Origin of the sequence: Aeoliella mucimassa (assembly GCF_007748035.1) — a bacterium.
Taxonomy (GTDB): Bacteria; Planctomycetota; Planctomycetia; order Pirellulales; family Lacipirellulaceae; genus Aeoliella; species Aeoliella mucimassa.
Window position 1 is genome coordinate 1,870,862 of sequence record NZ_CP036278.1, and the last position, 23,454, is coordinate 1,894,315.

17 protein-coding genes are annotated in these 23,454 nt (G+C 58.6%); 9 read left to right on the plus strand and 8 right to left on the minus strand.

Annotation, left to right across the window (positions count from 1 at the left end):
- The first annotated feature begins 17 nt into the window (after positions 1–17).
- Complete coding sequence (gene uvrB, locus Pan181_RS07500) at positions 18–2,129, plus strand: excinuclease ABC subunit UvrB (RefSeq protein WP_145246241.1); 2,112 nt, start codon at positions 18–20, stop codon at positions 2,127–2,129.
- A 153-nt stretch (positions 2,130–2,282) separates the two neighbouring features.
- On the plus strand, positions 2,283–3,551 hold the full coding sequence (locus Pan181_RS07505) for a tetratricopeptide repeat protein (protein ID WP_145246242.1): 1,269 nt from the start codon (positions 2,283–2,285) through the stop codon (positions 3,549–3,551).
- On the opposite strand, the gene Pan181_RS07510 is transcribed toward Pan181_RS07505, so the two are convergent.
- Entirely contained in the window at positions 3,552–4,028 is a 477-nt protein-coding gene (locus Pan181_RS07510) for a dihydrofolate reductase (protein WP_145246243.1), read from the minus strand.
- Between the two features lie 124 nt (positions 4,029–4,152).
- Here Pan181_RS07510 and Pan181_RS07515 point away from each other — a divergent pair, with 124 nt between their 5' ends.
- Complete coding sequence (locus Pan181_RS07515) at positions 4,153–5,424, plus strand: valine--pyruvate transaminase (RefSeq protein WP_145246244.1); 1,272 nt, start codon at positions 4,153–4,155, stop codon at positions 5,422–5,424.
- A 423-nt stretch (positions 5,425–5,847) separates the two neighbouring features.
- Here the strand turns inward: Pan181_RS07515 and Pan181_RS07520 are convergent, their stop codons facing one another.
- From Pan181_RS07520 to Pan181_RS07535, 4 genes are read right to left on the minus strand one after another with little or no spacing between them, the layout of a single operon-like run.
- A complete protein-coding gene (locus tag Pan181_RS07520; protein ID WP_197529012.1) occupies positions 5,848–7,137 on the minus strand; it encodes a tetratricopeptide repeat protein in 1,290 nt (429 codons plus the stop codon).
- 22 nt (positions 7,138–7,159) lie between these two features.
- A complete protein-coding gene (locus tag Pan181_RS07525; protein WP_231943780.1) occupies positions 7,160–8,509 on the minus strand; it encodes a tetratricopeptide repeat protein in 1,350 nt (449 codons plus the stop codon).
- Positions 8,494–9,849 (minus strand): ATP-binding protein, encoded by a 1,356-nt coding sequence (locus Pan181_RS07530; RefSeq protein ID WP_145246247.1) that lies wholly within the window; start codon positions 9,847–9,849, stop codon positions 8,494–8,496. The genes Pan181_RS07525 and Pan181_RS07530 overlap by 16 nt, the downstream gene beginning before the upstream one ends.
- 56 nt (positions 9,850–9,905) lie before the next feature.
- The gene (locus tag Pan181_RS07535) at positions 9,906–10,448 is read right to left on the minus strand and encodes a hypothetical protein (protein ID WP_145246248.1); all 543 of its coding nucleotides are present in this window, start codon (positions 10,446–10,448) and stop codon (positions 9,906–9,908) included.
- Between the two features lie 1,022 nt (positions 10,449–11,470).
- Here Pan181_RS07535 and Pan181_RS07545 point away from each other — a divergent pair.
- Together Pan181_RS07545 and Pan181_RS07550 are read left to right on the plus strand one after the other, a co-directional pair.
- Positions 11,471–13,261, plus strand: a complete 1,791-nt coding sequence (locus Pan181_RS07545; RefSeq protein WP_145246250.1) for a vWA domain-containing protein — start codon at positions 11,471–11,473, stop codon at positions 13,259–13,261.
- 358 nt (positions 13,262–13,619) lie between these two features.
- Positions 13,620–15,491: a DUF3352 domain-containing protein gene (locus Pan181_RS07550; protein ID WP_197529014.1), complete on the plus strand. Its 1,872-nt coding sequence runs from the start codon at positions 13,620–13,622 to the stop codon at positions 15,489–15,491.
- 39 nt (positions 15,492–15,530) lie between these two features.
- Here the strand turns inward: Pan181_RS07550 and Pan181_RS07555 are convergent, their stop codons facing one another.
- Positions 15,531–16,232, minus strand: coding sequence for a PIG-L deacetylase family protein (locus Pan181_RS07555; RefSeq protein ID WP_145246252.1), 702 nt, complete (start codon positions 16,230–16,232; stop codon positions 15,531–15,533).
- Positions 16,233–16,382: 150 nt separating this feature from the next.
- Here Pan181_RS07555 and Pan181_RS07560 point away from each other — a divergent pair, with 150 nt between their 5' ends.
- From Pan181_RS07560 to Pan181_RS07570, 3 genes are all read left to right on the plus strand, one after another.
- Entirely contained in the window at positions 16,383–17,714 is a 1,332-nt protein-coding gene (locus Pan181_RS07560) for a dihydroorotase (RefSeq protein WP_145246253.1), read from the plus strand.
- A gap of 149 nt (positions 17,715–17,863) precedes the next feature.
- A complete protein-coding gene (locus tag Pan181_RS07565; protein ID WP_145246254.1) occupies positions 17,864–18,592 on the plus strand; it encodes a Crp/Fnr family transcriptional regulator in 729 nt (242 codons plus the stop codon).
- Positions 18,593–18,671: 79 nt separating this feature from the next.
- Positions 18,672–19,106, plus strand: coding sequence for a zf-HC2 domain-containing protein (locus Pan181_RS07570; protein ID WP_145246255.1), 435 nt, complete (start codon positions 18,672–18,674; stop codon positions 19,104–19,106).
- Between the two features lie 33 nt (positions 19,107–19,139).
- On the opposite strand, the gene Pan181_RS07575 is transcribed toward Pan181_RS07570, so the two are convergent.
- Together Pan181_RS07575 and Pan181_RS07580 are read right to left on the minus strand one after the other, a co-directional pair.
- On the minus strand, positions 19,140–21,326 hold the full coding sequence (locus Pan181_RS07575) for a M56 family metallopeptidase (protein WP_145246256.1): 2,187 nt from the start codon (positions 21,324–21,326) through the stop codon (positions 19,140–19,142).
- Positions 21,323–21,736: a BlaI/MecI/CopY family transcriptional regulator gene (locus Pan181_RS07580; protein ID WP_145246257.1), complete on the minus strand. Its 414-nt coding sequence runs from the start codon at positions 21,734–21,736 to the stop codon at positions 21,323–21,325. Before Pan181_RS07580 ends, Pan181_RS07575 begins: the two co-directional genes overlap by 4 nt.
- Positions 21,737–21,958: 222 nt before the next feature.
- Here Pan181_RS07580 and Pan181_RS07585 point away from each other — a divergent pair, with 222 nt between their 5' ends.
- Positions 21,959–23,386 carry a sulfatase-like hydrolase/transferase gene (locus tag Pan181_RS07585; protein ID WP_145246258.1) on the plus strand — a complete coding sequence of 476 codons (1,428 nt, stop codon included), beginning with the start codon at positions 21,959–21,961 and terminating at the stop codon, positions 23,384–23,386.
- Positions 23,387–23,454 lie beyond the last annotated feature (68 nt).

Here is a 23,454-nt window from a genome sequence, read left to right on the forward strand (position 1 = left end):
TTCGATGGATTACAGCGATGCCCCAATTTCAATTGACTTCCGAATTCGCGCCTGCCGGCGATCAGCCTGCTGCCATCAAGCAATTGGTCGAGGGCCTGCAGCAAGGGCGTCGCGAGCAATGTTTGATGGGTGTGACCGGCTCGGGCAAGACGTTCACCATGGCCAACATCATCCAGCAGTTGCAGAAGCCAACGCTGGTGCTCTCGCACAACAAAACGCTGGCCGCCCAGTTGTATGGTGAGTTCCGAGATTTCTTTCCGAACAACGCGGTAAGTTACTTCGTGAGCTACTACGACTACTACCAGCCGGAAGCGTACATTCCGCAGCGCGATATCTACATCGAGAAGGATGCCTCGATCAACGAAGAGATCGATCGTATGCGTTTGGCCACGACTAGCTCGCTGGTCAGTCGCCGCGACGTGATCGTCGTGGCCAGCGTGAGTTGCATTTACGGTTTGGGCTCGCCGGAAGACTACAAGCAGATGATGATTGGATTGGCGGTCGGCGACGTGGTAGAACGCGACGAGATGCTCGGCAAGTTGATCGACATTCAATACGAACGCAAGGACTTCGATCCCGAGCGGGGCAAGTTCCGTGTGCGTGGTGACTCGGTCGAGGTCTGGCCGAGCTACGAAGAGTTTGCTTACCGCATCGAGTTCTGGGGCGACGAAATCGAGGCCTTGTCGATCATCAACCCAACCAGCGGAACGGTCGTCGACAAACTGCAGGAAGTTTACGTCTACCCTGCGAAGCACTTTGTGCTGCCGGAGGAGCGGATTGAAAACGCGGTGGATCAGATCCGCAAAGAACTGTCGGGCCGGCTGCAACTGTTCAAAGAGCAAGGCAAGATGCTCGAAGCCCAGCGGCTGAACGCCCGCACTCGGTACGACATTGAGATGATGCTCGAAATGGGCTACTGCCCCGGCATCGAAAACTATAGCCAGCCATTGAGTGGTCGCCCGCCAGGTTCGCCGCCGAACACGCTGTTCGACTTCTTTCCCGACGACTTCTTGTTGTTCATCGACGAGTCTCATGCGACGATCCCCCAGATCGGTGCCATGTACAACGGCGACCGCGCCCGCAAGACCACGCTGGTCGAGCATGGTTTCCGGCTGCCAAGTGCACTCGACAACCGCCCGCTCAAGTTCGACGAATGGCACGAGCGCGCGAAGCAAGCGGTGTACGTCTCAGCGACGCCCGGCAAGTGGGAACTCGAACAAACCGGCGGCGAAGTCGTCGAGCAGGTGGTCCGCCCCACGGGGTTGCTCGATCCGGTGATCGAAGTGGTCCCCGCTCGCGGGCAGGTGCCCCACTTGCTGGAAGAGATCCGCGAGCGGGCCGCCAAGGACGAGCGGGTGCTGGTAACCACGCTTACCAAACGCCTGGCCGAGGATCTGTCGACGTACTTGAACGAGCAAGGGGTGTTGTGCAAATGGTTGCATAGCGAACTCGATGCGTTCGAGCGGGTAGAGTTGCTCCGCGACTTGCGGCAAGGGCGGTTCGAGGCCCTGATCGGCGTGAACTTGTTGCGGGAAGGTTTGGACTTGCCCGAAGTGTCGCTCGTCGCGATTCTCGACGCCGACAAGGAGGGCTTCCTCCGCAGCGAAACCTCGCTGATGCAGACCATCGGACGAGCCGCGCGAAATGTGAACTCGAAGGTCATTCTGTATGCCGACAAGGTGACCGACAGCATGCAACGCTCGATCGACGAAACCGAGCGCCGTCGCAAGTTGCAGCAGGAGTACAACGAAAAGCATGGCATCACTCCGCAAACGATTAAAAAGGCCATTCGCATGGGCATCGAAGCCGAGCAGGAAGCCCACGCAGCGGCCAACGCCGCGGTCGGGCGGAGCGACGAAACACAGTACATTACCGAAGAGTACATTGCGGAACTCGAAAAAGAGATGTACGAAGCAGCCGAAGCGATGGAGTTCGAACGGGCGGCAGCCATTCGTGATCGGATTGGGCAAATGAAGGACAGCATGGGCCAGCCGGTCGATTCGGTGCGCGAGCGGAAAGGCAAAGTGAAACGCGGCCGGCGTGGCTCGAATCAACGCAACCTGTCCGACGGCGAAGGTGGCACCCGCCGAGCGACAGGTCGCATCCCCAAGCCGAAACGCGGTGTCTAAGCTGTTTGGTTGACGCACCAGTATGCAGTGCTGGTGCGATGCTTCTCAGGGGAAAGTTCTACTGGTCCTCCACTGGTGGGTGCGGTAAACTGGCGTTTTCGGCATATTGCTCGTCGATTCATTCCTGCGATCGCAGGTGGGGAGGTACTCTGTATGTTGCGTACATGGTCTTTGGCGATTCTCTGTAGTTTCTCGATGTTGGCCGTCCTCGGTTGCGGAGGAGATCCCGCCCTCGAGTCGGACGGGAATGCCAGCGCCGACGAGTCGGCTGTCGAGACGAACTCGGCTGCTGCACCGCGAGAGCGCGAGGTGCGCCCGGTCGCCGCACGGATGGTAACGACCGAAGAAGCCCAGCAATTCGCCGACAAAATGAAGCAAGCGTACGACGACAACGACACGCGCACGTTCGACGGCATGATCGACTGGGACACCATGGCGATGCGAGCGACAGCGGGGCTGGATCTTAGTGAATCGGATCGCACGGAGGTCATGAATGGATTGCAGGTTGGCATGCGTTCGGTCGGTTCGTTCGTCACGCAGATTCGCCGAGGGGGTGGGAACACTGCGGACTACCAGTTGGTCAACATCCTGGAGAAGGATGGCAACCGGGTCGTCATCTTTCGTGCCTCCGGCGATAATGGGGTGAACTACCATCAATACACCTTGCAACGCGTCGATGGGCAACTCAAGGCGGTCGATCTGTACGTGTTCCTCACCGGCGAGACCATTACCGAAACCTGGCGACGTGGACTGCTGCCGCATGTTGCCGAGATGAATAAAAACTGGCTCCAACGAGCCACGTCGAAGGAGTCGGCCTACGTGCAGAGTATTGATAAGGTGAGTCAATTTCAAAACCTTGTCTTAAGTGGCCAGAGCGATGCTCAAGCGTGGAACCTGTTTTATTCGCTACCGGAGGAAGTCCGTTTTTCAAAGGGGATGTTGATCCAAGCCTACGCGCTTTCGAACCGGACCGGCGAAGACAAAATCATGGAGATCTCGAACGCGATTCGTACGCACCATTCCGATGCAACAGGGCTGGAGTTAATGTTGATTGATTCGCTACTCATTGCTGAAAAATACGACGAAGCCTTGCAGGCGTTGGATGCGGTCGACCAGGCCGTTGGTGGCGATCCTTATGTCGACGCACTCCGCGGCAATACCTACCTGTTGCAAGAGAATTATCCCAAGGCGATGGAGTACTTCGATAAGGTCATGGAAACGGGCCTCGATATGGATACCGCGTTCTACGGAACCGTTGCTGCTGGTTTGCCACTGAAGGAGTTCACCAAGGTGGCCGCAGCCATGGAAACCTTGGAAGAACGCTACGGAGTGGTCTGGGGCGATTTGCGATCGCTTGCAGAGTACCGGGAGTTTCTCGAGTCGCCTGAGGGGCAGTACTGGATGGAAACCCACAACTATTGATCATGTGTTCCTCGCTTGGTTGCGGCGCACCCATCGTCGGAACAAGTAGTGCTCTTCATCTCGCTCTTCGGCAACTTGCCATTCGAACGCGTTGAACTCGGGGAAGTACGTATCGCCGGGGTGCTCTCCTTTGATGGTCGACAGCAGCATCTCGCTGGCGAGCGGAATGGTCTGTGCGTAGATCGATGCTCCCCCGCAACTGAAGATGGGTTTGCCGTACGCGGCGGCGGTGCTCAGTGCTTGCTGCAAATTCGTGCAGACCGCCCCGCCGGCTACCGGGCGGGGAGTATGGCTGAGCACCACGATGTGGTCGGCCGTGGTGTCGGCACCGAAAATCTCGAACGTCCGGCGGCCCATTAGCACGGTCGTGCCACGCACGAATTCCAGGTACTGCTGGTACTCGTCCGGCACATCCCACGGCATTCCGTCGCCCTGGCCGATCACTCGGTTTTCGCTCATCGCAGCAATGATTTTCATGGGCTCCTCACGTAACAGGGCGTTGGTAGATACAATGGAAGGTTTGGGCCACCAGCGGGGCGGCTGCCGAGCATGCAGCCGACCGTGGATCTTCCCACCGTACGACGATCATGCAACTGCCATCATGAAACTGCAATTCTCTCAAATCGGCGAGCGTCTTTCTGGTCAGTCTGGCATTGTGGAGTTGATGGACGATCTCGGCGCGGCCATGGCAGGCGGCGGCGACATGCGGATGCTCGGCGGCGGAAACCCGGCTCACATTCCCGAGTTGCAGCAGCTCTGGCGCGAGCGGCTTTCGGAAATCGTGGCCGACACCACGTATTGCGATCGCATGCTGGCCAACTACGATGGCCCGGCCGGCAGTCCCAAGTTTCGCGAAGCGTTTGCGACATCGCTCCGTGAACTTTACGGCTGGGATGTTGGTCCCGAGAACATTGCGGTGACCAACGGGGGGCAAACCGCGTTCTTCTTCCTGTTCACGCTGCTGGCAGGCGAGATGCCCAACGGCGGTTTTCGGCACGTGATGTTTCCGATCGTTCCGGAGTACATTGGTTACGCCGATCAGAAGCTCGACCCGCGGACGTTCCGCAGCTACCGCCCGCGCATCGAGATACTCGAGAATCATTCGTTCAAGTACCGCATCGATTTCGACGCGATCGAAGTCACCGACGAGACCGCCGCGATTTGCGTCAGCCGCCCGACCAACCCCACGGGCAACGTGCTGACCGACGACGAAGTGTCGCGTCTGGCCGGCATGGCGGCCAGCCATGATATTCCGCTGATCATCGACAACGCGTATGGCGAACCGTACCCCGGTGCGGTGTTCGAGCCGATTGCTCCGGTGTGGGATCGCAATCGAGTGATGACGTTCAGCCTTTCGAAGCTTGGTTTGCCTGGCACTCGCACCGGCATCGTGTTGGCCGACGAGCAAATCGCCTCGCGAATTCGTGCGATGACCGGCGTCGTTGGACTGGCCAATAACAACATTGGGCAAGCGTTGGTCGAACCGCTGCTGGCGAATGGCAAACTGCGGGCGATCTCGCAGGAAGTGATTTTGCCGTTCTACCAAGCCAAGTCGACGGCCGCGCGTCAGTGGATCGATCAGTACTTTGCCGACGAGTTTCCGTACCAGGTGCATCGCAGCGAAGGGGCGTTCTTCCTGTGGCTGTGGTTCCCGGAGCTGCCGGTCTCGACGCAGGAGCTGTACGCCCGACTCAAGCAGCGGGGCGTGCTGATCGTGCCAGGCGAGTACTTCTTCTTTGGGCTCAACGACCAGGAGGATGCCGACTGGCCGCACCGCCGGCAGTGCATTCGGCTTACTTTTTCGCAATCGGAAGAAGTGGTCGAAAGCGGCATTCGCATCCTGGCCGACGAGCTGCGTCGGCTGCACGGCTGACCCCTGCTGGCGAATTGCCCCCAAAGTACGGAAATCGATTCGTGGGGGCAAAATCGAGTGTTGAGAAGGGGCCGCAGAGTTTGAAAAATCGCTTGATTTATAGCGTTTGTCAGCCATTCGCGGATGCGGTCTAAGTTTCGTTTCGCCCCACCCCACTTCGAGTGGGGGCAAAAAGGTCGACTGGGGGCACTTGCCATGCGTGCGACACCGGCGGTCCCACTCACGCGGGACAACCAACGAGCGCGCAGCACTCACCATCAGTCGCTTGGCTCGTCGACGCTGCCAATCTCCGAGATCAGCAACCTCGATAGGCCCAGCGGGCAGCCTGAACGTAGTTTCAGGTTGTTATTCATTGGACCATACCAGGTGGCCAATTTCTACAACAAACTGCCATGTTTACGGATGTTGACGCGGGACAATTGGCTACCGTCGCCACTGCTTCGAAGCGAGGATGTTGGCCCCAATCAGAATGCCAAGAATCGAGAATCGGACCAGCAGCAGGCAGAGTCGCGTGACCGCTTGATACAGGGCAGGGGGCAGCAGGAGTTCCCCTGCCGACCATTGGATTTCCGCCACTAAATACAAGCTAATGCAAGCCAGCACCGCTGCCGTTGCTTGCAGGATGCGGCGTGGTTGAAGGGGATCGAACTTAAAGCTCATGGCTACCGCCAGGGCGGGGGAACCAATCAAGACAGCATAAGTAAGATAGATTCCCTCGTTCGTGAGCAGGCCAGCGGTCACGAATCCAACGACCACCAGCACCAACAGTGTGACGATCGATCCTTCGCGCTTTTCTTGCCCGGTGAGTGCCATGCGACCGAAGGGATGCAACAATAGCGCGGTATCGGCCAGCGGCTTGGCAAACCAGGTAGCCAGGGCAAACAGTACGTACAAAATAAGTAGCGGGGCCAGAAACGGCGCCAGTTGCGGATTGTTTGCCGCGACGCCTCCCAAGATGCGATAGGCAATGAACAACCCAATGACGATCGCCCACTGCGCGCCGGCCGCTTTGGTTTGCATCCACAAAAAGTAATTGAGGATCCACCGATAGAAGGGAACCTTCGCTTTCAACGTTTCAAGCACTCCGACGCGGGCGACCTCAAGTTCTGGGTCGAGCCGCAACGCTTCGCGAAAATGCTCCTCGGCCTTGGCTAGCTCGCCTCGTTGCAGGTGGGTCCAGCCGAGATTGGCATGCGAGTAGGCGTCGTCGGGATCGACCTGCAAGGCTGCGCGCAATTCGCGGGTAGCAGCTTCGGTGTCGCCTGTTGCACGACGGGCGTGCGAGCGGACGTTGATCGCCTCGACGTTCTCGGGATCCAATTCGAGCGCGGCCTCGCAGTCGGCCAGCGATTCTTTCCACTTCTTGCGACGGGCGTGAATCAATGCTCGCGCCGAGTAGTACTCCGGCGTATGAGGCTCGAAGGCAATCGCCTCGTTGATGGTTTGCAGTGCGGCCGGCAGGTCGTTGCGAGCCATTTGAATGCGGGCGACCAGGTAACGGATTTCGGCCGAGTCGGGTGCTAACGCCAGGGCTTGCTGACCAAGCTCTTCGGCCTTGGAAAAATCGTCTTGCGCGGCCCGGCAAGCTCCCAATAGCGCGTAGGCCCAGGCTTCGTGCGGATCGAGTTGCAAGGCCATGCCAAGTTCCCGCTCCGCATCGGCATAGCGAGAACGATTGTAAAGCATCTGGGCGCGTTGGATATGTGGGTTCATGATGGCTTGTGGTCGAATGGTTTCAGCTACTTGGCTTTTTGTTTCGAAGGAGCAACGCATTGAAGGATGCGTAGATGGCGAAAGGGATTAGGGCAAGGTATTTGGCCCATTTCGAAAGATCGGACTCTGCCATGCTGGTGATTTGGGAAAGTGATTCGCCGCCAACTCCGATGAACAAACAGCCGTAGCATCCAACGCTCAGGCACACCGTAAACGCAAAGGCGCGCTCCAGGAGGGGGACCTTCTTGCGGGAGACGCTCCACATTCCGGCGCCCTCGAGCACGAGGCCAAGGGCAATTGCGGTTGCTATGAGCGGTGGGGAGGCAGTCAGCAGTGCACTAATAATGAGTAAGACGAATAAAGCATGGATGACTATCAGTAAATAGCCTCGGCGTATGCGTGCGGAATCGAGAATAGCGCGAACCAGCGGGTCGTTACTGATTAAGGCTGCGGAGATCGCCCCGTAGAAAGCCAGGCAAGAGAGCGGGAATACCAACGAAGCAAGCGGCAGTGGGGCAAATCTCCAGGCCATGGGAAAGTAAAATCCGGTGGTCAGCACCACTGCGAACACCAGTGCAGAGAGTAGAATGTTTGCCCATAGTGCCGTGATCGCATGTGGGTTCTGCAAGCCAACCCAGAGGAGTCCCTTTCGCCAAAAATTGATCAGCCACCGATTCGATTTCTGGGTTTCAACCAATCCTTTGATGGCATACGAACTGTTAGGGTCGATAGTGAGCGATTCGCAAAAAGCCTGGCGTGCTTCGTCAACGTGTCCACTCTCCAGCAACGCCCAGCCGAGCGATGCATGGGCAGTACTATCTTCAGGGTCCAAGGCTAACGCACTTGCCGCGCTCTCGCTGGCGGCCGTATTGTTCTTAAGCATGAGTTGCGCTGTTGACCGCAACGAATGGGCGCTGACGAATGAGGGATCTAAGCTTAGGGCCTCGTTGGCGGATGCCAGCGCGGCGTCCCAGTCCTTTGACGCGATTTTCAATCTCGACTGGAGCACAAAAAATGCTGGTTCGTCTGGCGATAGTTCCATGGCAACTGCCAAAGCAGCTTCGGCGGCTTCTAACTGATCTGCGAATAGGAGGCCAAAAGTTAGTAGATAGTGTGTATAGGGGTCGCTTGGGGCGAGGCTGACCGCCGCGCGGCCAATCTGCAGACCATTCTCGTGCTCGCCTTGCGCAACTTTGCAGAACCCAATCATCGCCAGTGGTTGGGCGCTGTTTGGATTGTGCTCCAAAATCTGGGTTAGTTGCTCGATCGCACGTGGAAACTCGCCACGATCGATCAAGAGCATGACGTACTCCCAGCGAGTGTCGATAAGGCCGGCTGCTGGATCGAACAATGCGTCTACTTCTCCAGCCACTTCAGTACGTCGTCGTATAAACCACCTTGATTGGCGTACAGGGCGTAGTTTCTGGCCGACGAGAACCACTCCTGCGTGGTCGCGCGGTGCGATTTGATCGCCTTTAGCAGGTCTTTGCCGGTGATCGGCTGGGGAGGGCCGCCGAGTTTGATCGAGTCGGTCAGTTTGGCCTCGATGGCCAGGTCGAGAATCGCCTTGAGATCCGCGCCCGAGTACTTGGCGGTTTTCTTTGCCAAGTGCTTGTAGTCGATGTCGCGGGTCGGCTTGTTCGCGCACTGTAGTTGCAGGATGTCGGCGCGGGCGGCTTCGTCTGGTGGCGGCACGAACAGCACCCGATCGAACCGGCCCGGACGGCGGAACGCCGGATCGACGTGCCAGGGAGCATTGGTAGCGGCCAGCACCAGCACGCCATCGTTGGAGTGCTCGGCCCCGTCGAGTTCGGCGAGAAACTGGTTGATCAACTGGCGAGCGGTGCCGCTGTTCATGTCGGAACGCTTGCCGCCGAGGGCGTCGACTTCGTCGAAGAACAGCACGCAGGGGGCATTGGCCCGCGCCTGCTCGAAGATGCTGTGCAGTCGTTTTTCGCTGTTGCCCATCCACATGTCGAGCACGTCGTTGATGCCGATGGAAAGGAAGGCCGCGTCGATTTCGCCAGCGGTGGCCCGCGCTAAGAATGTTTTGCCACATCCGGGAGGGCCGTACATCATGATGCCGCCGCCGAGCGATTTGCCGTACGCCTGGTAGATCTCGGGGTGCTCGAGCGGATAGATGATCTTCACGCGGATCTCTTCTTTGAGATCGGCCATGCCGCCGACGTTCTCAAAGCGAACCTTGGGCCGCTCGAGTTCGGTCTCGAAGGCATCGTCGCCGCCGGAACCACGCATGCGGACACGCCCTTCGAACACCTCGTTCTCTTCCTCCTCGAAACCACGAGGCGACACGCCGAGCCGCAATGTGAGTTCGTCGTCGGCTGCTTCGGGATTGATGTCGAGCGCCTGCTTGTAAGCGGCCACCGCGTCGTCGATGCGGCCTTCGCCGAGGGCGAGCCGGGCGTAGAGCACGCACGCGATCGCAGGCGGATTGGGCTTGGCGATCAGCGACTCGAGAATCACGGCCGCTTCGCTGGGATGGCCCGATTGGTAGTAGGCGTCGGCCAGCGAGTATTGCAGTTGCGGATCGCCCGGCGACTGCTCGAGCACGGTGCGATATTCCTGCACCGCTTCGTCGTAACGCGCCAGGCTGGCCAGCGTGTCGGCCAGATGGCGACGGAGCGGAACGTTATCGGGAGTGACTTCAAGAGCAGCCCGCAGCGGGGCGGTGGGGTCGGATTCGGGAGGCATCGTATTTATATCAATTGAATGAACAGTGTTTCTTACCACAGCTTAGCACAAGGAGCTTAAGCGCCGGTTGTGAGATCATAGAGATAATCAGGATGAAAGCCTTTGATCCAGAACATACCATTATCGTGATGAGCGATTTTTATCGTTCCATTGGTAGTGAAGGCAAACGCGATGAGCGAAAGTAGGAACAACATGACCATGGTCCACACTCCGAAAGGCATCTCCAGAACGGTCATTCCACAGATGCCCAGGAAGAAAGCCAGCGAAGCCAATGCATTCACAAGCACCATGTTTCGTCGTCGGCTTCGCACCTCGCGAGATTCGCTGTATTCGATCAGGCATTCCTTGCGTGTAACGAAATAGCCAATGAGGAATGGAAATGGGCCGAGCAGAAGCAGTAAGTAAATCATCGACGGAACCCAGGCAATTTTCTTGCGTACCGCGTCGTCAGCCTGCGTAGGGGCATTGGTCGCAACGCAGCGGGGAGGAAGTCGCACACCGCTTGGGACGACGAGGGCATTGTCGACTACGCGAATGGCGTCGGCCAGCGATGGCGCTGCCGGGGCTTCCAGCGGCGCCTGGAACGGGTTGTTACTCATCGCGTGTATCCCCCCTCTCGAATCTGCATGAATCTCCATGTGGCGAACCGCCGTTGGGGTGGAGCATAACTTGCGGGGTTCCTCGTGGCAATCAAGGAATCCTTGGTTGGGCAAAAGAGAGTAAAAGGTCGTGATTTAAAATGGACCCGTTTTCCCCGCGATGCCTATAGTTCCCACCGTATTCGAGTATCGTGGCGGCCTGCAATCAGAGAGGGCCGCTCTCGAGGGCGCTGATGTATTCGGAGCTAAAGCCGTTAATCCAGAAGCGGTTATTGTTGTGTCGAGTGATCTTGAGTGGGCCTCGCGCGGCAAAGGCAGTGACAATCAAAGTGAATAGGAAGCCCACGGTTGTTACTACACTAGCGTTCCACATGCCGTGTGAAGTGGAAATGAGCATTCCCAAGAACAACCCAATCCCAACGAGAATAGCATGAACCACGAAAGCATGCCGACGGGCTCTGGACTTTCTTGACTCACTATAGGTGATGGTACAAACCTTGCGAGTTCCAAAATAGACGATTGGCAGCAGCGGCAAGGTCAGAACAGCAACTACCACCAGCCAAACTGGTAACCAATACAGCGTTTGGCGACGTCGATCTTGTGGGGGGGTGGGTTCGTTCGTGCGGATGCATCGGTTGGGCAATACGGCGCCTGGCTTTACGACAAGGCAGTTGCCATCGACTTGGATATCATTGGTGGCTGGTTTGTCGGCGATCGCAGTGGGGGGATGAGTCTGCTCCAGCGGCGACTGGAATGGGTTGTTACTCATCGCGTGTATCCCCCCTCTCGAATCTGCATGAATCTCCATGTGGCGAACCGCTGTTGGGGTGGAGCATAGCTTGCGGGGTTCCTCGAGGCAATCAAGGAATCCTCGGATAGCAAAAGAGAGCAAAAGGTCGTGATTTAAATTGGACCCGTTTTCCCCGCGATGCCTATAATTCCCACCGTATTCGAGTATCGTCGGAACGGCCGTCATCGAGGGACGAGCCGATTTTGGCAGAGCTTACACTTGCGGATGATTTATGGCCACGCGCGACACGTTAGGGGGTGTGATTCACACCTATCAGAAGTTCGACCCAGTGCGGTTTCCGAGCCCGACACAGCCGCCGCCCGATTTGGTGAGCGGAGCCTTTGAGCACATACTGATGTTCGGCGAGCATCGCGAGCTGACCGACGAGGAACTCGCCCGCGCGGTGCGGATTGATCCCAGCCAGATTGCCGGGCTGGGGCCGAGTATCGACGCATTGCGGGCGATGCTCGAAGAGCGGAAGCGGAAGATTCTAGAGAGATACGAAACCCGCAAAGTGCTGAAGCGGGCTCGCAAGGCCGTGAGCAACGCCGCGTCGCAGACCCGCCCGCCGGCCGAGTTCGCCGACGCGCTGCATCGGGCGGTCGCCAACCAGCAGCTCCGCGACTTGCAGCGTTTGTGGTATGCCGCAGAAGACGATAACTCTCCCTTCGCCCGCCAGATGATGCAGCTGATCGAACGGATGGGCGACAAGTACCAGGTGGACGAGCTAGCCGCCAAGTACATGTTCACGGGTCGCGAGACGATGACGGTTCCCCAGGCGCTCGAGATCAAGGAGGAACTGGAGCAGATCGACGAACTGTTGGAGCAACTCGAAGAAGCAGCCGAGACCGCCCAGATTGGGGTGATCGACCTGGAGATGCTCAGCGAGTTTGCCGAGCCGGGCGACGTCGACCAGTTGAGCGCGTTGCAGCAGCAGGTGCAGGATTACATGCGCGAGGTTGCCGAGCAGCAAGGGCTCAAACAGTCGGGCAGTGGGTATCAGTTGACGCCGCACGCGTATCGGGTGTTTCAAGGCAAGCTGCTCGCCCGCTTGTTCAGCGAGTTGGAAGCCTCCCGCACCGGCCGGCACCAAGGCGACATCGTCGGCGACGGGGCCGTCGAAATGCAAGCGACCAAACCGTTTGAGTTTGGCGACTCGGTGGCCAACATGGACGTGGTCGGCACGGTGACCAACGCCTTGCTACGTCACTCGAAGGACGATAGCGCCTTTGCTGCAGCAGACGACGACTCGGCCGCCGGATCCGACCACTCCAACGGCAACGCAGCGACCTCCCCCCGCCGACCAGCGCGGCCGGTACGTTTGCGATCGGACGATATCGAGATCCACAAAACTCGCAATCAGCCGAAGTGCGCCACTTGCGTGGTGATGGATATGAGCGGGTCGATGCGGTACGACGGGCAGTACATCAACGTCAAACGCATGGCCCTCGCGCTGCAGGGCTTGCTGCGGACCGAGTACCCGGGCGACTACCTGTCGTTCATCGAGATGTTTAGCTTCGCTAAATTGGTGGAGCCAGGGCGGGTCGTGAATCTGATGCCGAAGCCGGTGACCATTACCAATCCGGTAGTGCAGCTCAAGGCCGACATGAGTCGCGACGACATCAGCGAGTCGATGGTGCCGCTGCACTTCACGAACATTCAACACGGCCTCTCGACCGCCCGGCGGTTGCTGGCCGCGCAGGATACCCCCAACCGACAGATCGTGTTAATCACCGACGGACTGCCAACTGCCCACTTCGAGCAAGAGACACTGTATCTTTTGTACCCGCCAGATCCGCGGACCGAGCAGGCGACCATGCGCGAGGGGGCGCTCTGCAAGCGGGAAGGGATCACCATCAACTTGTTCTTGCTGCCGAGCTGGTCGCAAACCGAAGAAGACGTGCGGTTCGCCTACCGCCTGGCGGAGTCGACCTCGGGGCGGGTTTTCTTCACGGCTGGTCGCGACCTTGATCGCTACGTGGTCTGGGACTACTTGACCCGTCGACGAGACATTTTGAGCTAAAAATTCGAAAACCGCCCAAAATACCCTGCCTGCGTGCGAAATGTCGATTGCGGAACATTTGCATCGCTGCCGGGCGATTTCCTTAATCGTTGCGATTGCGATATATTATGCACCTTACCAAGCCCGTTTCTTGAGTATGTCCGTCAAACATTAGCGAATCCGTACAGGAAAAAGCGATTCGCCAAAAAGATGGAAGACTACTAGCAGTACTCAACCGATGATGAATAGGGACGGTGTTTGCTTGCATTTGCCATAGGTAATGGATGTGTTTGCAAGTAAGAAGTCGACGTGTCGACCAAATCAGGGTTGGAGGAGTTGCAACGTGAAACATGCGATTCGGACTATCGGTGTGCGCCTTTTGGCTATCGTTTTGTCGGTGCAAATCGTCGGCCATACGCAGGCCGCGGTTCCTAGTAGCGAGTCGCTACTGCCGGCCAGTACGGTTGCCTATTTGAGTGTCGCCAACCCGGCCGACCTCGAACAACGCTTCGACCGCACCCAGCTTGGGCAGTTCGCCCAAGACCCGAGCCTCGAGCCATTCGTCGAGCAGGTGCGCGACAGCATCACCGAGAAGATGGGCGACTTCCGCGAGCGCATCGGCATCACCATGGACGATCTCCGCGGCGTAGCCGGCGGCGAGTTGGCCTGGTCGATCGTCGCCCGCGAGAAAGGGACCGCTGGTTCGGTGTTGCTCGTCGATACCACCGGCAACGCTGCTGCTCGCGATGCTCTGATCAAGAAGATTGATAGCTACCTGGCCGATCGCAAAGCCACCAAAGACTCGGTGCAAGCTTCGGGCCAGACGATTACCAGCTACACGGTTCCGGCTCAAAATGCCGACGACAAAACTCGCTACGCGGCTTACTTTGTCGCAGGCGATTTACTGTGCGTTACCGATCAGCTGGCCGTAGCCGAACAACTGGCGAGCCGGTTGGGTGGCACCGCACCGAATCCGCTGAAGTCGCTGCCAGAATACGCGGCCGTAATGAGCAACTGCAAAGACAGTGGCGATTTCAGTGACGGTCACGTGCGGTGGTTCATTCAGCCGTTCAAGCTGGTGGACGCCATTCGTACGATCCGCCCCCGCACCCGCGAGGGCGAAGATCGCATGGCCCAGTTCCGTGAACAAGGCTTCGATGCCATCCAAGGCATCGGCGGCCTGATCAAAGTGAGCCCCGACGCGAAGCGCGACTTCATCCACCGCACGTTCATCTACGCCCCCGCAGCTACGGGAACCGAAGCCGGAGAAAAGTATCGCTTGGCGATGAACATGTTCAAAACGCCCAATAGCAGCGACATGCAGCTGCACAATTGGACTCCGCGGATGATCGCTCGCTACACCACGCTGAACATCGACCTGCTGAATGCGTTTGATCATTTCGGCACCCTGTTCGATAGCATGATTGCAGGCTATCCCGACGCGTTCGAAACCGCCATGGACCGCTTTAAGAACGATCCCTTTGGTCCTGGCATTGATTTCCGCAACGAGATCATCGCCTCGCTCGGCACCCGTATTTGTGCGATGACCGACTACACGCTGCCGATCGACACGACCAGCGAGCGATTCCTGGTGGCCATCGAAGTAAAGCCGAATAAAATGGCGACCCTTCAGGCGGCGATTGCCAAGTACCTGGAGAAAGATGGCTACATCAAGAAGGAACTCGAGGGGCACGACATCTGGGAGTTCCAGCCTCAAGAGGAAGAGGACTTCGACATCGGTCTCGATGGCGGATTGCTCGACGAACCGCAAGAAGAGGAAGAGCAACGTCTGCTCACCCGTTCGGCGGTTTGTGCTTCCGACGGTCAGCTGTTCATCGCTTCGGACGTGGAGTTCCTGCGGTTGGCATTCAAGCAAGCGACCGAAAACGAAGCCCTCGCCGAGAGCTTCGACTACCAGGCCGTGCAAGCCGCGCTCGAGAACTTGGCCGGCGGCCCGCAATGCAGCTGGACCTTCACGCGTACCGACGAAGCAATGCGTCCCACGTATGCTTTGCTGCGTGAGAACCGGTTGCCGCAAAGCGAGTCGTTCTTCGCCCGCATGCTGAATGAACTGCTCACTCCGCCGGAGGATCAGAAGAACCAGCTGCTGCGTGAGCAAAAGCTCGATGGCAGCAAGCTGCCTTCGTTCGAACTCGCCCGGCGGTACTTCGGTCCGAGCGGCCGTACGGTGCGTGCCGAGGTAGATGGCTGGCTGATGACCGGCGTGTTGCTCAACAAGGCCGAGAACTAAACGTTCGTCTGGCCTAGAGCCTACCTTACTCGCAGCCGCTTACCCACCGATGAACATCTCGGGCGGGGCGGTCATGCGGATCACGTGGAACCCTTCACCGTACCCGAACCCGGCCTGGCTGCCGCGGAACAGGGCCAGTGCCTTGAGGGCCTCGACCGAGCGTGGTTGGGGGAACGTGTGCACCTGGCTTTCGTAGCACGCCATGGCAGCGAGCTTGGTCTCAATGGTGTCGGTGATGTCGACCACCCAGTTAGGCGTGAAATTTGGCTCGATGTGCGGGGCGTTCCAGTGCGTTTCGCTGATCGTCTCGTAGGCGGCGACCAGCTTGATGCCGCGGCCCATGCCGACCGGTCGCGAGACGACCATCGCGGCGTCGAAAATCAGGCGGTGGTCGATGTGCCGATCGGGGTAGGGGATCAGTAGCACGTCGGGGGCCACCTGCTGCACGACCTCGTGAATGCGGCGATTGAAGTCGGGCACGCGGACGTCGTCCATTAGCGCGGCAGGGTAGTCGAGAAACTCCGATCGGCAGGCTCCCACCACCGCGTGGGCCTGATGCGCCTCGGCGACGGTTTGCTCGTGGACCTCCTTGGGATACAACGGAGGCATATGAGCCGCAACCGTAAGTACGGTCAGCTCCCCGCCGGCCTGGGTAAAGCGGGCCATGGTGCCGCCGACCCCGAGAATTTCGTCGTCGGGGTGGGGAGCGATCACTAACATCCGTGGCGAGGTGCTGCTCATGAGTTGAACGTCCTTTGAACATGAGTAAACGGGCGGGCTGGCACTGATCGTAAAACGTAGGGCCCAAAAGGGCAATCATCGGCGGGCCTCCGCCGAGTGAGTTGCCCCAAGAACCAACCGAACACTTCGACCGAGAACCAGGAATCCAAATTGCGTACGCGAATCAAGAATGCTCAGGTGGTGTTTCCCGACATGATTGCTGCGGTCGACGTGGTGATCGAAAATGGCAAGATTGCCGACATCGACCCGGCAGTGCAGACGCCGGCCGACGAGATTGTCGACGCATCAGGCTTGCATCTGTTGCCGGGGATGATCGACGATCAAGTGCACTTTCGCGAACCGGGCCTGACCCACAAGGAAGACCTCGCCCACGCTTCGCGGGCGTGTGCCAAGGGTGGCATCACCACGTTCCTCGAGATGCCCAACACGGTGCCGAACGCGACCACTCGGGAACTGCTCGAGCAGAAGCTGAACCTGGCAGCTGAGAAGTCGATTGTGAACTACGGCTTCTACATCGGTGCGACCCCCGACAATATCGACGAGCTGAAGCAAGCCACGCGAACGCCTGGCATCAAGATCTTCATCGGCTCGAGCACTGGCGACTTGCTGGTTGACGAACAGGAAGCGTTGGAACGCATCTTTGCCGAAACCACGTTGCCGCTCACCGCTCACTGCGAGGACGAAAGCACCGTGCGGGCGAATCGCGAGCAGGTGGGCGAGACCACCGATGTGGCCGATCACTCGCGGATTCGCGATCATCGGGCGGCCGTGATCGCGACCACCCGGGCGATGGACCTGGCCTTTCGGCACGACCATCGATTCCACGTGCTGCACGTGTCGACCGCTGCGGAGTGCAATTTTCTGGCCGACCACCAGGAACTCGTCACCGGCGAAGCCTGCCCGCACCATCTGTTCTTCAACGTCGACGACTACGAGCGGCTCGGCACGCTGGTGCAGATGAATCCTTCGCTCAAGACCGCCGACGACAACGAGGCCATCTGGCAGGCGCTGCTCGACGGACGCCTGCAGGTGGTGGCCACCGACCACGCCCCGCACACGCTCGACGAGAAGCGTCAGTCGTATCCCAAGAGTCCCTCGGGATTGCCAGCGGTCGAAAACTCGCTGGCCCTGATGCTCAACGAGGTGAATCGTGGTCGCTGCACGATCGACCAGGTCGTGCATTGGATGGCCGACGCCCCCGCGCGGGTTTGGGACATCGTGGGCAAAGGGCGAATCGAAGGGGGCTACGATGCCGATCTGGTGCTGGTCGACATGAATAAGACCCAAACTGTTAGCAATCTCACACAACTCACTAAGTGTGGTTGGAGCCCCTGGGATGGGGTCGAACTCACCGGATGGCCGGTCCGTACCTGGGTGCATGGCCATACGGTTTTCGCGGAAGGTAAGATTACGGCCGAACAACCGGGCCGCGAAGCGAAATACGACCATCCACGTGGCGGTTACTGGGCGACGCAGTACTAAGCGCGGTACCGCGGATCCCCGGCAAAGTGCGGCTTTTGCCATCACCGTTGCCGACCGGTGGTCATATGGTACATATTTAAGTAGGCCCATTGCTGGATGGGCTTGCCAACTGTCGTCCGATCGTCGTTGAGTCGTCCGAGCATTCCTGCATGACTGAGAAGCTATGGTTCCTGAAGAGCTGTGAGCTATTCCGCCGACTCGAGGCGGACGATCTCGCCATGCTCGAACGACGCTGCCTGTCGAGGCGGTTCGCCAGAGCGGCACCGATCTACATGCCGGCCGACGAAGCGTCGGGCGTGCTCTTGATGGCCGAAGGTCGCGCAAAGATCTGTAGTTACACCGACGAAGGCAAGCAGGCCATCCTGGCGTTTGTCGAGCCAGGCGAAATTTTCGGCGAGCTAGCATTGCTCGACTCCGGCGAACGCGAAGAGTACGCCGAAGCGGTCGAAAAATCGAACATCATCTTCATTCCGCAGGACGTGATCGAGAGCCTGGCCGAGCGTCATGCCCACGTTTCGCTCGGCATTACCAAGCTGATTGGGTTGCGGCGGCGTCGCATCGAACGTCGGCTGAAGTCGCTCTTGTTCCGCTCGAATCGCGAACGCCTGGTCAGTTTGCTCCTGGAACTGGCCGAACAGTACGGCCAGCCCACTCCTGACGGGGTGCAGCTTGCCATTAAGCTATCGCACCAGGACCTGGCTAGCGTGATTGGTAGCACCCGCGAAACCGTGACCGTGCTGCTCGGCGAACTGCAGACCGAGGAGTTTCTGACACTCGGCCGGCGAAAAATCACGATTACCGCCCTCGATAACCTGGCCAGTAGCATCAAGGCTCCTGTGCCGCGATTGCCCAGGCGAGCGCTTTTTCCCACAGTGTGAATCGCTTTACAGACAAACCCCGACCGCTTGCGGATAATCAAACGTAGTTGCTTTCCTTTTCCGCCTTGCACGAACACGCATGTCGCACGAAACTCGACAAGATGAATGGCACCCTTGCTCGTCCGGCGAGCTGTCTAAACTTACGGCTCGGCTCGAACGCCAGTACCGCCGCGAGCAGGTCGGCGCGTTCATGCCGGTGATCACTGCGGCGGCGCTGTTGATCGCGGTCGTGGGACTCGGCATGTTCTGGACGAGCGACCCGCCGGTCGCGCGCATTACCTGCACTGAGTGTCACGATCACTTCACCGCGTATCACGACCACCTGCTCGGCACCACGCCGATGGCGGATCCCGAAGCCCACAGCATGCAGGCGCATCTCGAGCATTGCCAGCGATGCCGCGAAGCGTTCGAGCAGCAGTTCCCCGGCTTGCTGGCCGATGGCTTGCATCAGTCAGGCGAGTGGCTCGCCCGCCGCGACGTGCAACTGCCGCTGGCCGTATCGCTGCGTTTGTAGCCCCGCCCGACGATTCGCACGCAATCGATTCGACTACTCGCGGGTGATCAGCAGGTAGATGTCCTCCGATTCTTTCATGTGTTCTTGAGGAATCCGCGTGAGAAACGACTCGCCAGCGTTCAGGGCAAACGTGCTTTTGCTCTCGGACGAGCCCCCTGCGAGTCCGGTGACACTCACCTCGGCGTCGAAAATCACCAGCTTGCCGCTATGGTGATTGAGCAGCTTGATGGCCAGGTTTGGGGTGTCAGACGACTCGTTGCTGTCGATGCCAACCTGGGCGACTTGACCATTCCGCACGGTAATCGAGGGAGTCGCGAGTACCTTGGAGAGATCGTTCTTATCCAGTACTCCGAGTAGCCCCTCAAGGATTTGCGACTCACCGGTGATGGAGGTGCCACTTTTAAGTCCTTCGATAGCACGAAGGTTTTGCTTGGGATCGGTGACGATGCGAGTGCGGACGGTCACCGTCTGCGAATCGGATGCTTGGGGTTGCTCATCATAGGCAAACGGAGTGGGAGGAGCGACGGTGTCCGACTCCTTTTCTACCTGAAACAAACCTGACTCGGTACGTCGTAATTTGGCGATCGTTTGACTATCTGCTTCCAAGGCTTGTCGAAGGCGAGTTGGATCGGGGTATTCGATGAACAGCCGGTCGCTGGGGAGTAGCTGGAAGTTAGTGCTGGTGTCTTCGCCTTGGGTAAGGGCCTGGTAATCGACCTGCTTGATGAGACTATCGGTTGCTTTCTCTGCCGGACGATCGATCCACAGCTTCGCCTGACCTTTGACCCCGCCGATGCGAGCGATTGCATCGAGTACGGTTTCGTTGCCAGTAATGGGGATGGAGACCACGTTGTCGCCGCTGGGATGTTTGGTGATCACGTAGCATTTTTTGCTGTTGTAGGCGAACACATCCACCGACACGACAGGAGCGTGGTAGTAGGGCGATAGTTTCTTCTCAACCGCTTGCTTGGCTTCCTCCAGCGTGCAACCTGTAACGCTTACCGAGCCAAAGGAGCCCAGGTTCACCCGACCATCGGGGCCTACCAGGTGTTCGCCGGAGACTTGCTCGTCGCCAGTGACGTTGATAAGCAGGATGTCTGGCGGTTCGATCACATAGGGTTGATCGAATGAATACTTGGACTTAGGAGTTGGAGCGGCAGCAGGTTCGTCGGAAGTAAGCGGATTCAGCGCAGCGTTGGTGGCTGGCTCCTCGGCCTCCACGCGTTCGATACGGATGACCTGAAACAGTCCGATTACGATCAACATCAGCAGCAGTAGATAGCTTCGCATTTCCCGAACCTCCATGTTTGGTGAATGAATGAGTCGTTGAATCCGTCTCGAAAGCTGCCCGCCTGTCAGCCCCACGGTGCCTGCGGGAACTTGTGTCGCGTAGTCGGCCACGTGCAACAACACGCGGGCGTAGTCGGTCGCGGGCGAGGCTCCGCTGGCCCGGGCGACTTGCTCGTCGCACGCCCACTCGCCCGCTTCTTCAAATCGCCGGACTGCGAGCCAGACGAGGGGATTGAACCATTGCGGCAGCGCAAGCAATCGCACGACGAGGTTCTTCCACAGGTCGCCCCGCTGACAGTGGGCCAACTCGTGTCGTAGGATCGCTTGGCGTTCGGTCCGTTCGAGCTTCGCCCATAGGGACTTCGGCACCAATACCAGCAGTATCCAAGGCACCCAGCAGACGAGCGGACCCGTATCGCGGGTGGTGCGAAGTTCGGCCGCGCTCCTCAGACCGCACTCCTGGCGGACTTGATCCCATTCGGCAAACCAATGTGGCTCGCTTACCAGCTCACCAGGTCGGCCGCTGGAATAAACTCGCAGATAGCGAACCACGCTCAGCAGCACGAGTGATAGAACCCCAATTCCCCACGTCGCCAACACGATTCGCGTGAGCAGCAGCGGCATGTCGAACGCTGGTTCCCCGGACGATCTGGGGAGCGAACTGGATGCAACCAAGGGGCCATCCGCATAACTTGCTTCGATGGTTGGGGACACAATAACCGACGTTTGCACCGGTGCGACTTCCACGCTCCAGGTGTATGGCCACAACAGCCATCCCTGGGCGAGGACCAACAGCCATACGATGCGATGCGTGCGGGCGCGGTGGATTTTGAGCAGCCTCAGCAGTGCCATCGCTGCTACTGCAGCGACGCTCGTGACCAACGTGGTTCGTAGCAAGGCAATCGCGATCGATTCCAGCGAGTCATTCATGGTCTGCCTCCCTGAGGTTTCGAACCTTTGGTGCGACGCTCGGCCTCTGCAACCAGGGACTTGAGCTCGGCGATTTCATCGGCCGTCACGCCCTGGCGATTGATCAGATGAGCCACCAGCGGAACGACTCGCCCATCGCTGACGCGCTCGACGAGGGTGTCGAGATCACGCTGGCGGACCTCTTCAGGCGTCACCGCGGCCGAGTACTGAGCCGGGCGGGTCTTCGATTTCGCAACCAGCCCTTTTTCTACCAACCGATTCAGCCGAGTCTGCACGGTGGTATAGCCAATCGGCTGCCCAAGTGCTGTCTGTGCTTGCTGAATGGTCACCGCCGACTCGCGCCATAGCATTTCGAGAATCTCGATTTCACCTTCCGGCAGTCGAGGCATCTTCGCCCGCTTCTTGCCCATGGCATCGTCCTTTCTGTTGATCGACGGCGTTAGTTTTACGACATGTGTAGTAAATGGCAAGGGCAGTTTTTCATTACTGCCGGATTATGTCGACGCCCTTTCTTTTCCTTGAGGCAAACAGCCACTCCGTGAACGTCTTGCTCTATACTGCGGACTAGCTTGTTGAGTGAGGAATCACTCGTAGGCGGATGCAATCGATTCAAGCTGTGCGAAAGGGCAACGATGCGATTTCTATTACTCTGTTGGATGATGCTCTTTGTTGGTGCTGCGATGACGCAGTCGACATCGTGGGCCGAGACTCCGGTTGCTGTATCGCAGAAGCCCAATATCTTGTTCATCCTGGTCGACGACTTGGGCAAGGAGTGGATCCATTGCTATGGCGGCGAAGGCATCGACACCAAGCATATCGACCGCCTAGCCGACGAAGGCATGAAGTTCAACAACGCCTGGTGCATGCCGCAGTGCACGCCGACCCGGGTGACGCTGCTAACCGGGCAGTATCCCTTTCGACATGGCTGGACGAATCACTGGGACGTGCCGCGGTGGGGGGCCGGGTGCCATTTCGACGCCCCGCAGCATACGACCTTCGCCAAGGTGCTGCGCGAAGCAGGTTACACCACCTGCGCGGCGGGTAAATGGCAGATCGACGACTTTCGCGTGGAGCCCAACGCCATGGACGAAGCGGGATTCGACGATTGGTGCATGTGGACCGGTTACGAAACCGGCAATCCGCCGAGCGGGAATCGGTACTGGGACCCCTACATCAATACTCGCGGGCAGGGTTCGCGCACCCATCAAGGTCAGTTCGGCCCCGACATTTACTGCGACTACCTGATCAAGTTCATTCGCGAGCACAAGTCGCAGCCGATGCTGCTGTACTATCCCATGGCATTAACCCACAGCCCGCTCACCACCACGCCCGACACGAAAGACGAAACCGGCAAACGCCAGCAGTTTGTCGGCATGGTGCAATACACCGACGAACTGGTCGGTAGACTTATGGCAACGTTGGAAGAAGAGGGTATCCGCGAAAACACCATCGTGTTCTTCACCACCGACAACGGCACCGGGCGTGCGTCGTGGACACGCAACCAACGGTTAGGGCGGATGGTCCGTGGTGGCAAAGCACGCAAGGACGAACAAACCGGCGTTGCCCAGCCGCTGATCGTCAGTTGCCCAGGACGCATTGCACAAGGAGCGACTACCGACGCACTGGTCGACTTTACCGATATGCTGCCAACCTTCGCCGAGCTAGCAGGTGGCACTCTGCCGGCGGAGCGGAAGGTCGACGGCGCAAGCTTTGCCGGTCTGCTGCTGGGCGACGAGGACTACCAGCCGCGAGAGTGGATCCTCTCGATGGGAGGCGGGCCGGCTGTGCTTCGCCAGGGGCGTGTGCATCCGGAGTTAAGCTATGACGAACGAGTGGTCCGTAACGACCGTTATAAGCTTTGGGTCGATGCGAATCACCAGCCTGAGCAGCTATACGACTTGCAGCAAGATCCTTGGGAAGAAGCGAATCTGATCGACTCCAGCGCGCCTCCGGTGCTGGCAGCCAAGCGAGCATTGATGCAGGTTGTCGAGTCGCTGCCAGAGCAGGACGCGTCGCCGAAGTACCAGAAGAATCCACCCCAACCGTGGGACAAAAAGTAAGGCGTGATTGTTTTCTTGGAGGCTAATCGGTCAGGCCAATCGAGACGCCTGAATTGACCAGGAGAACC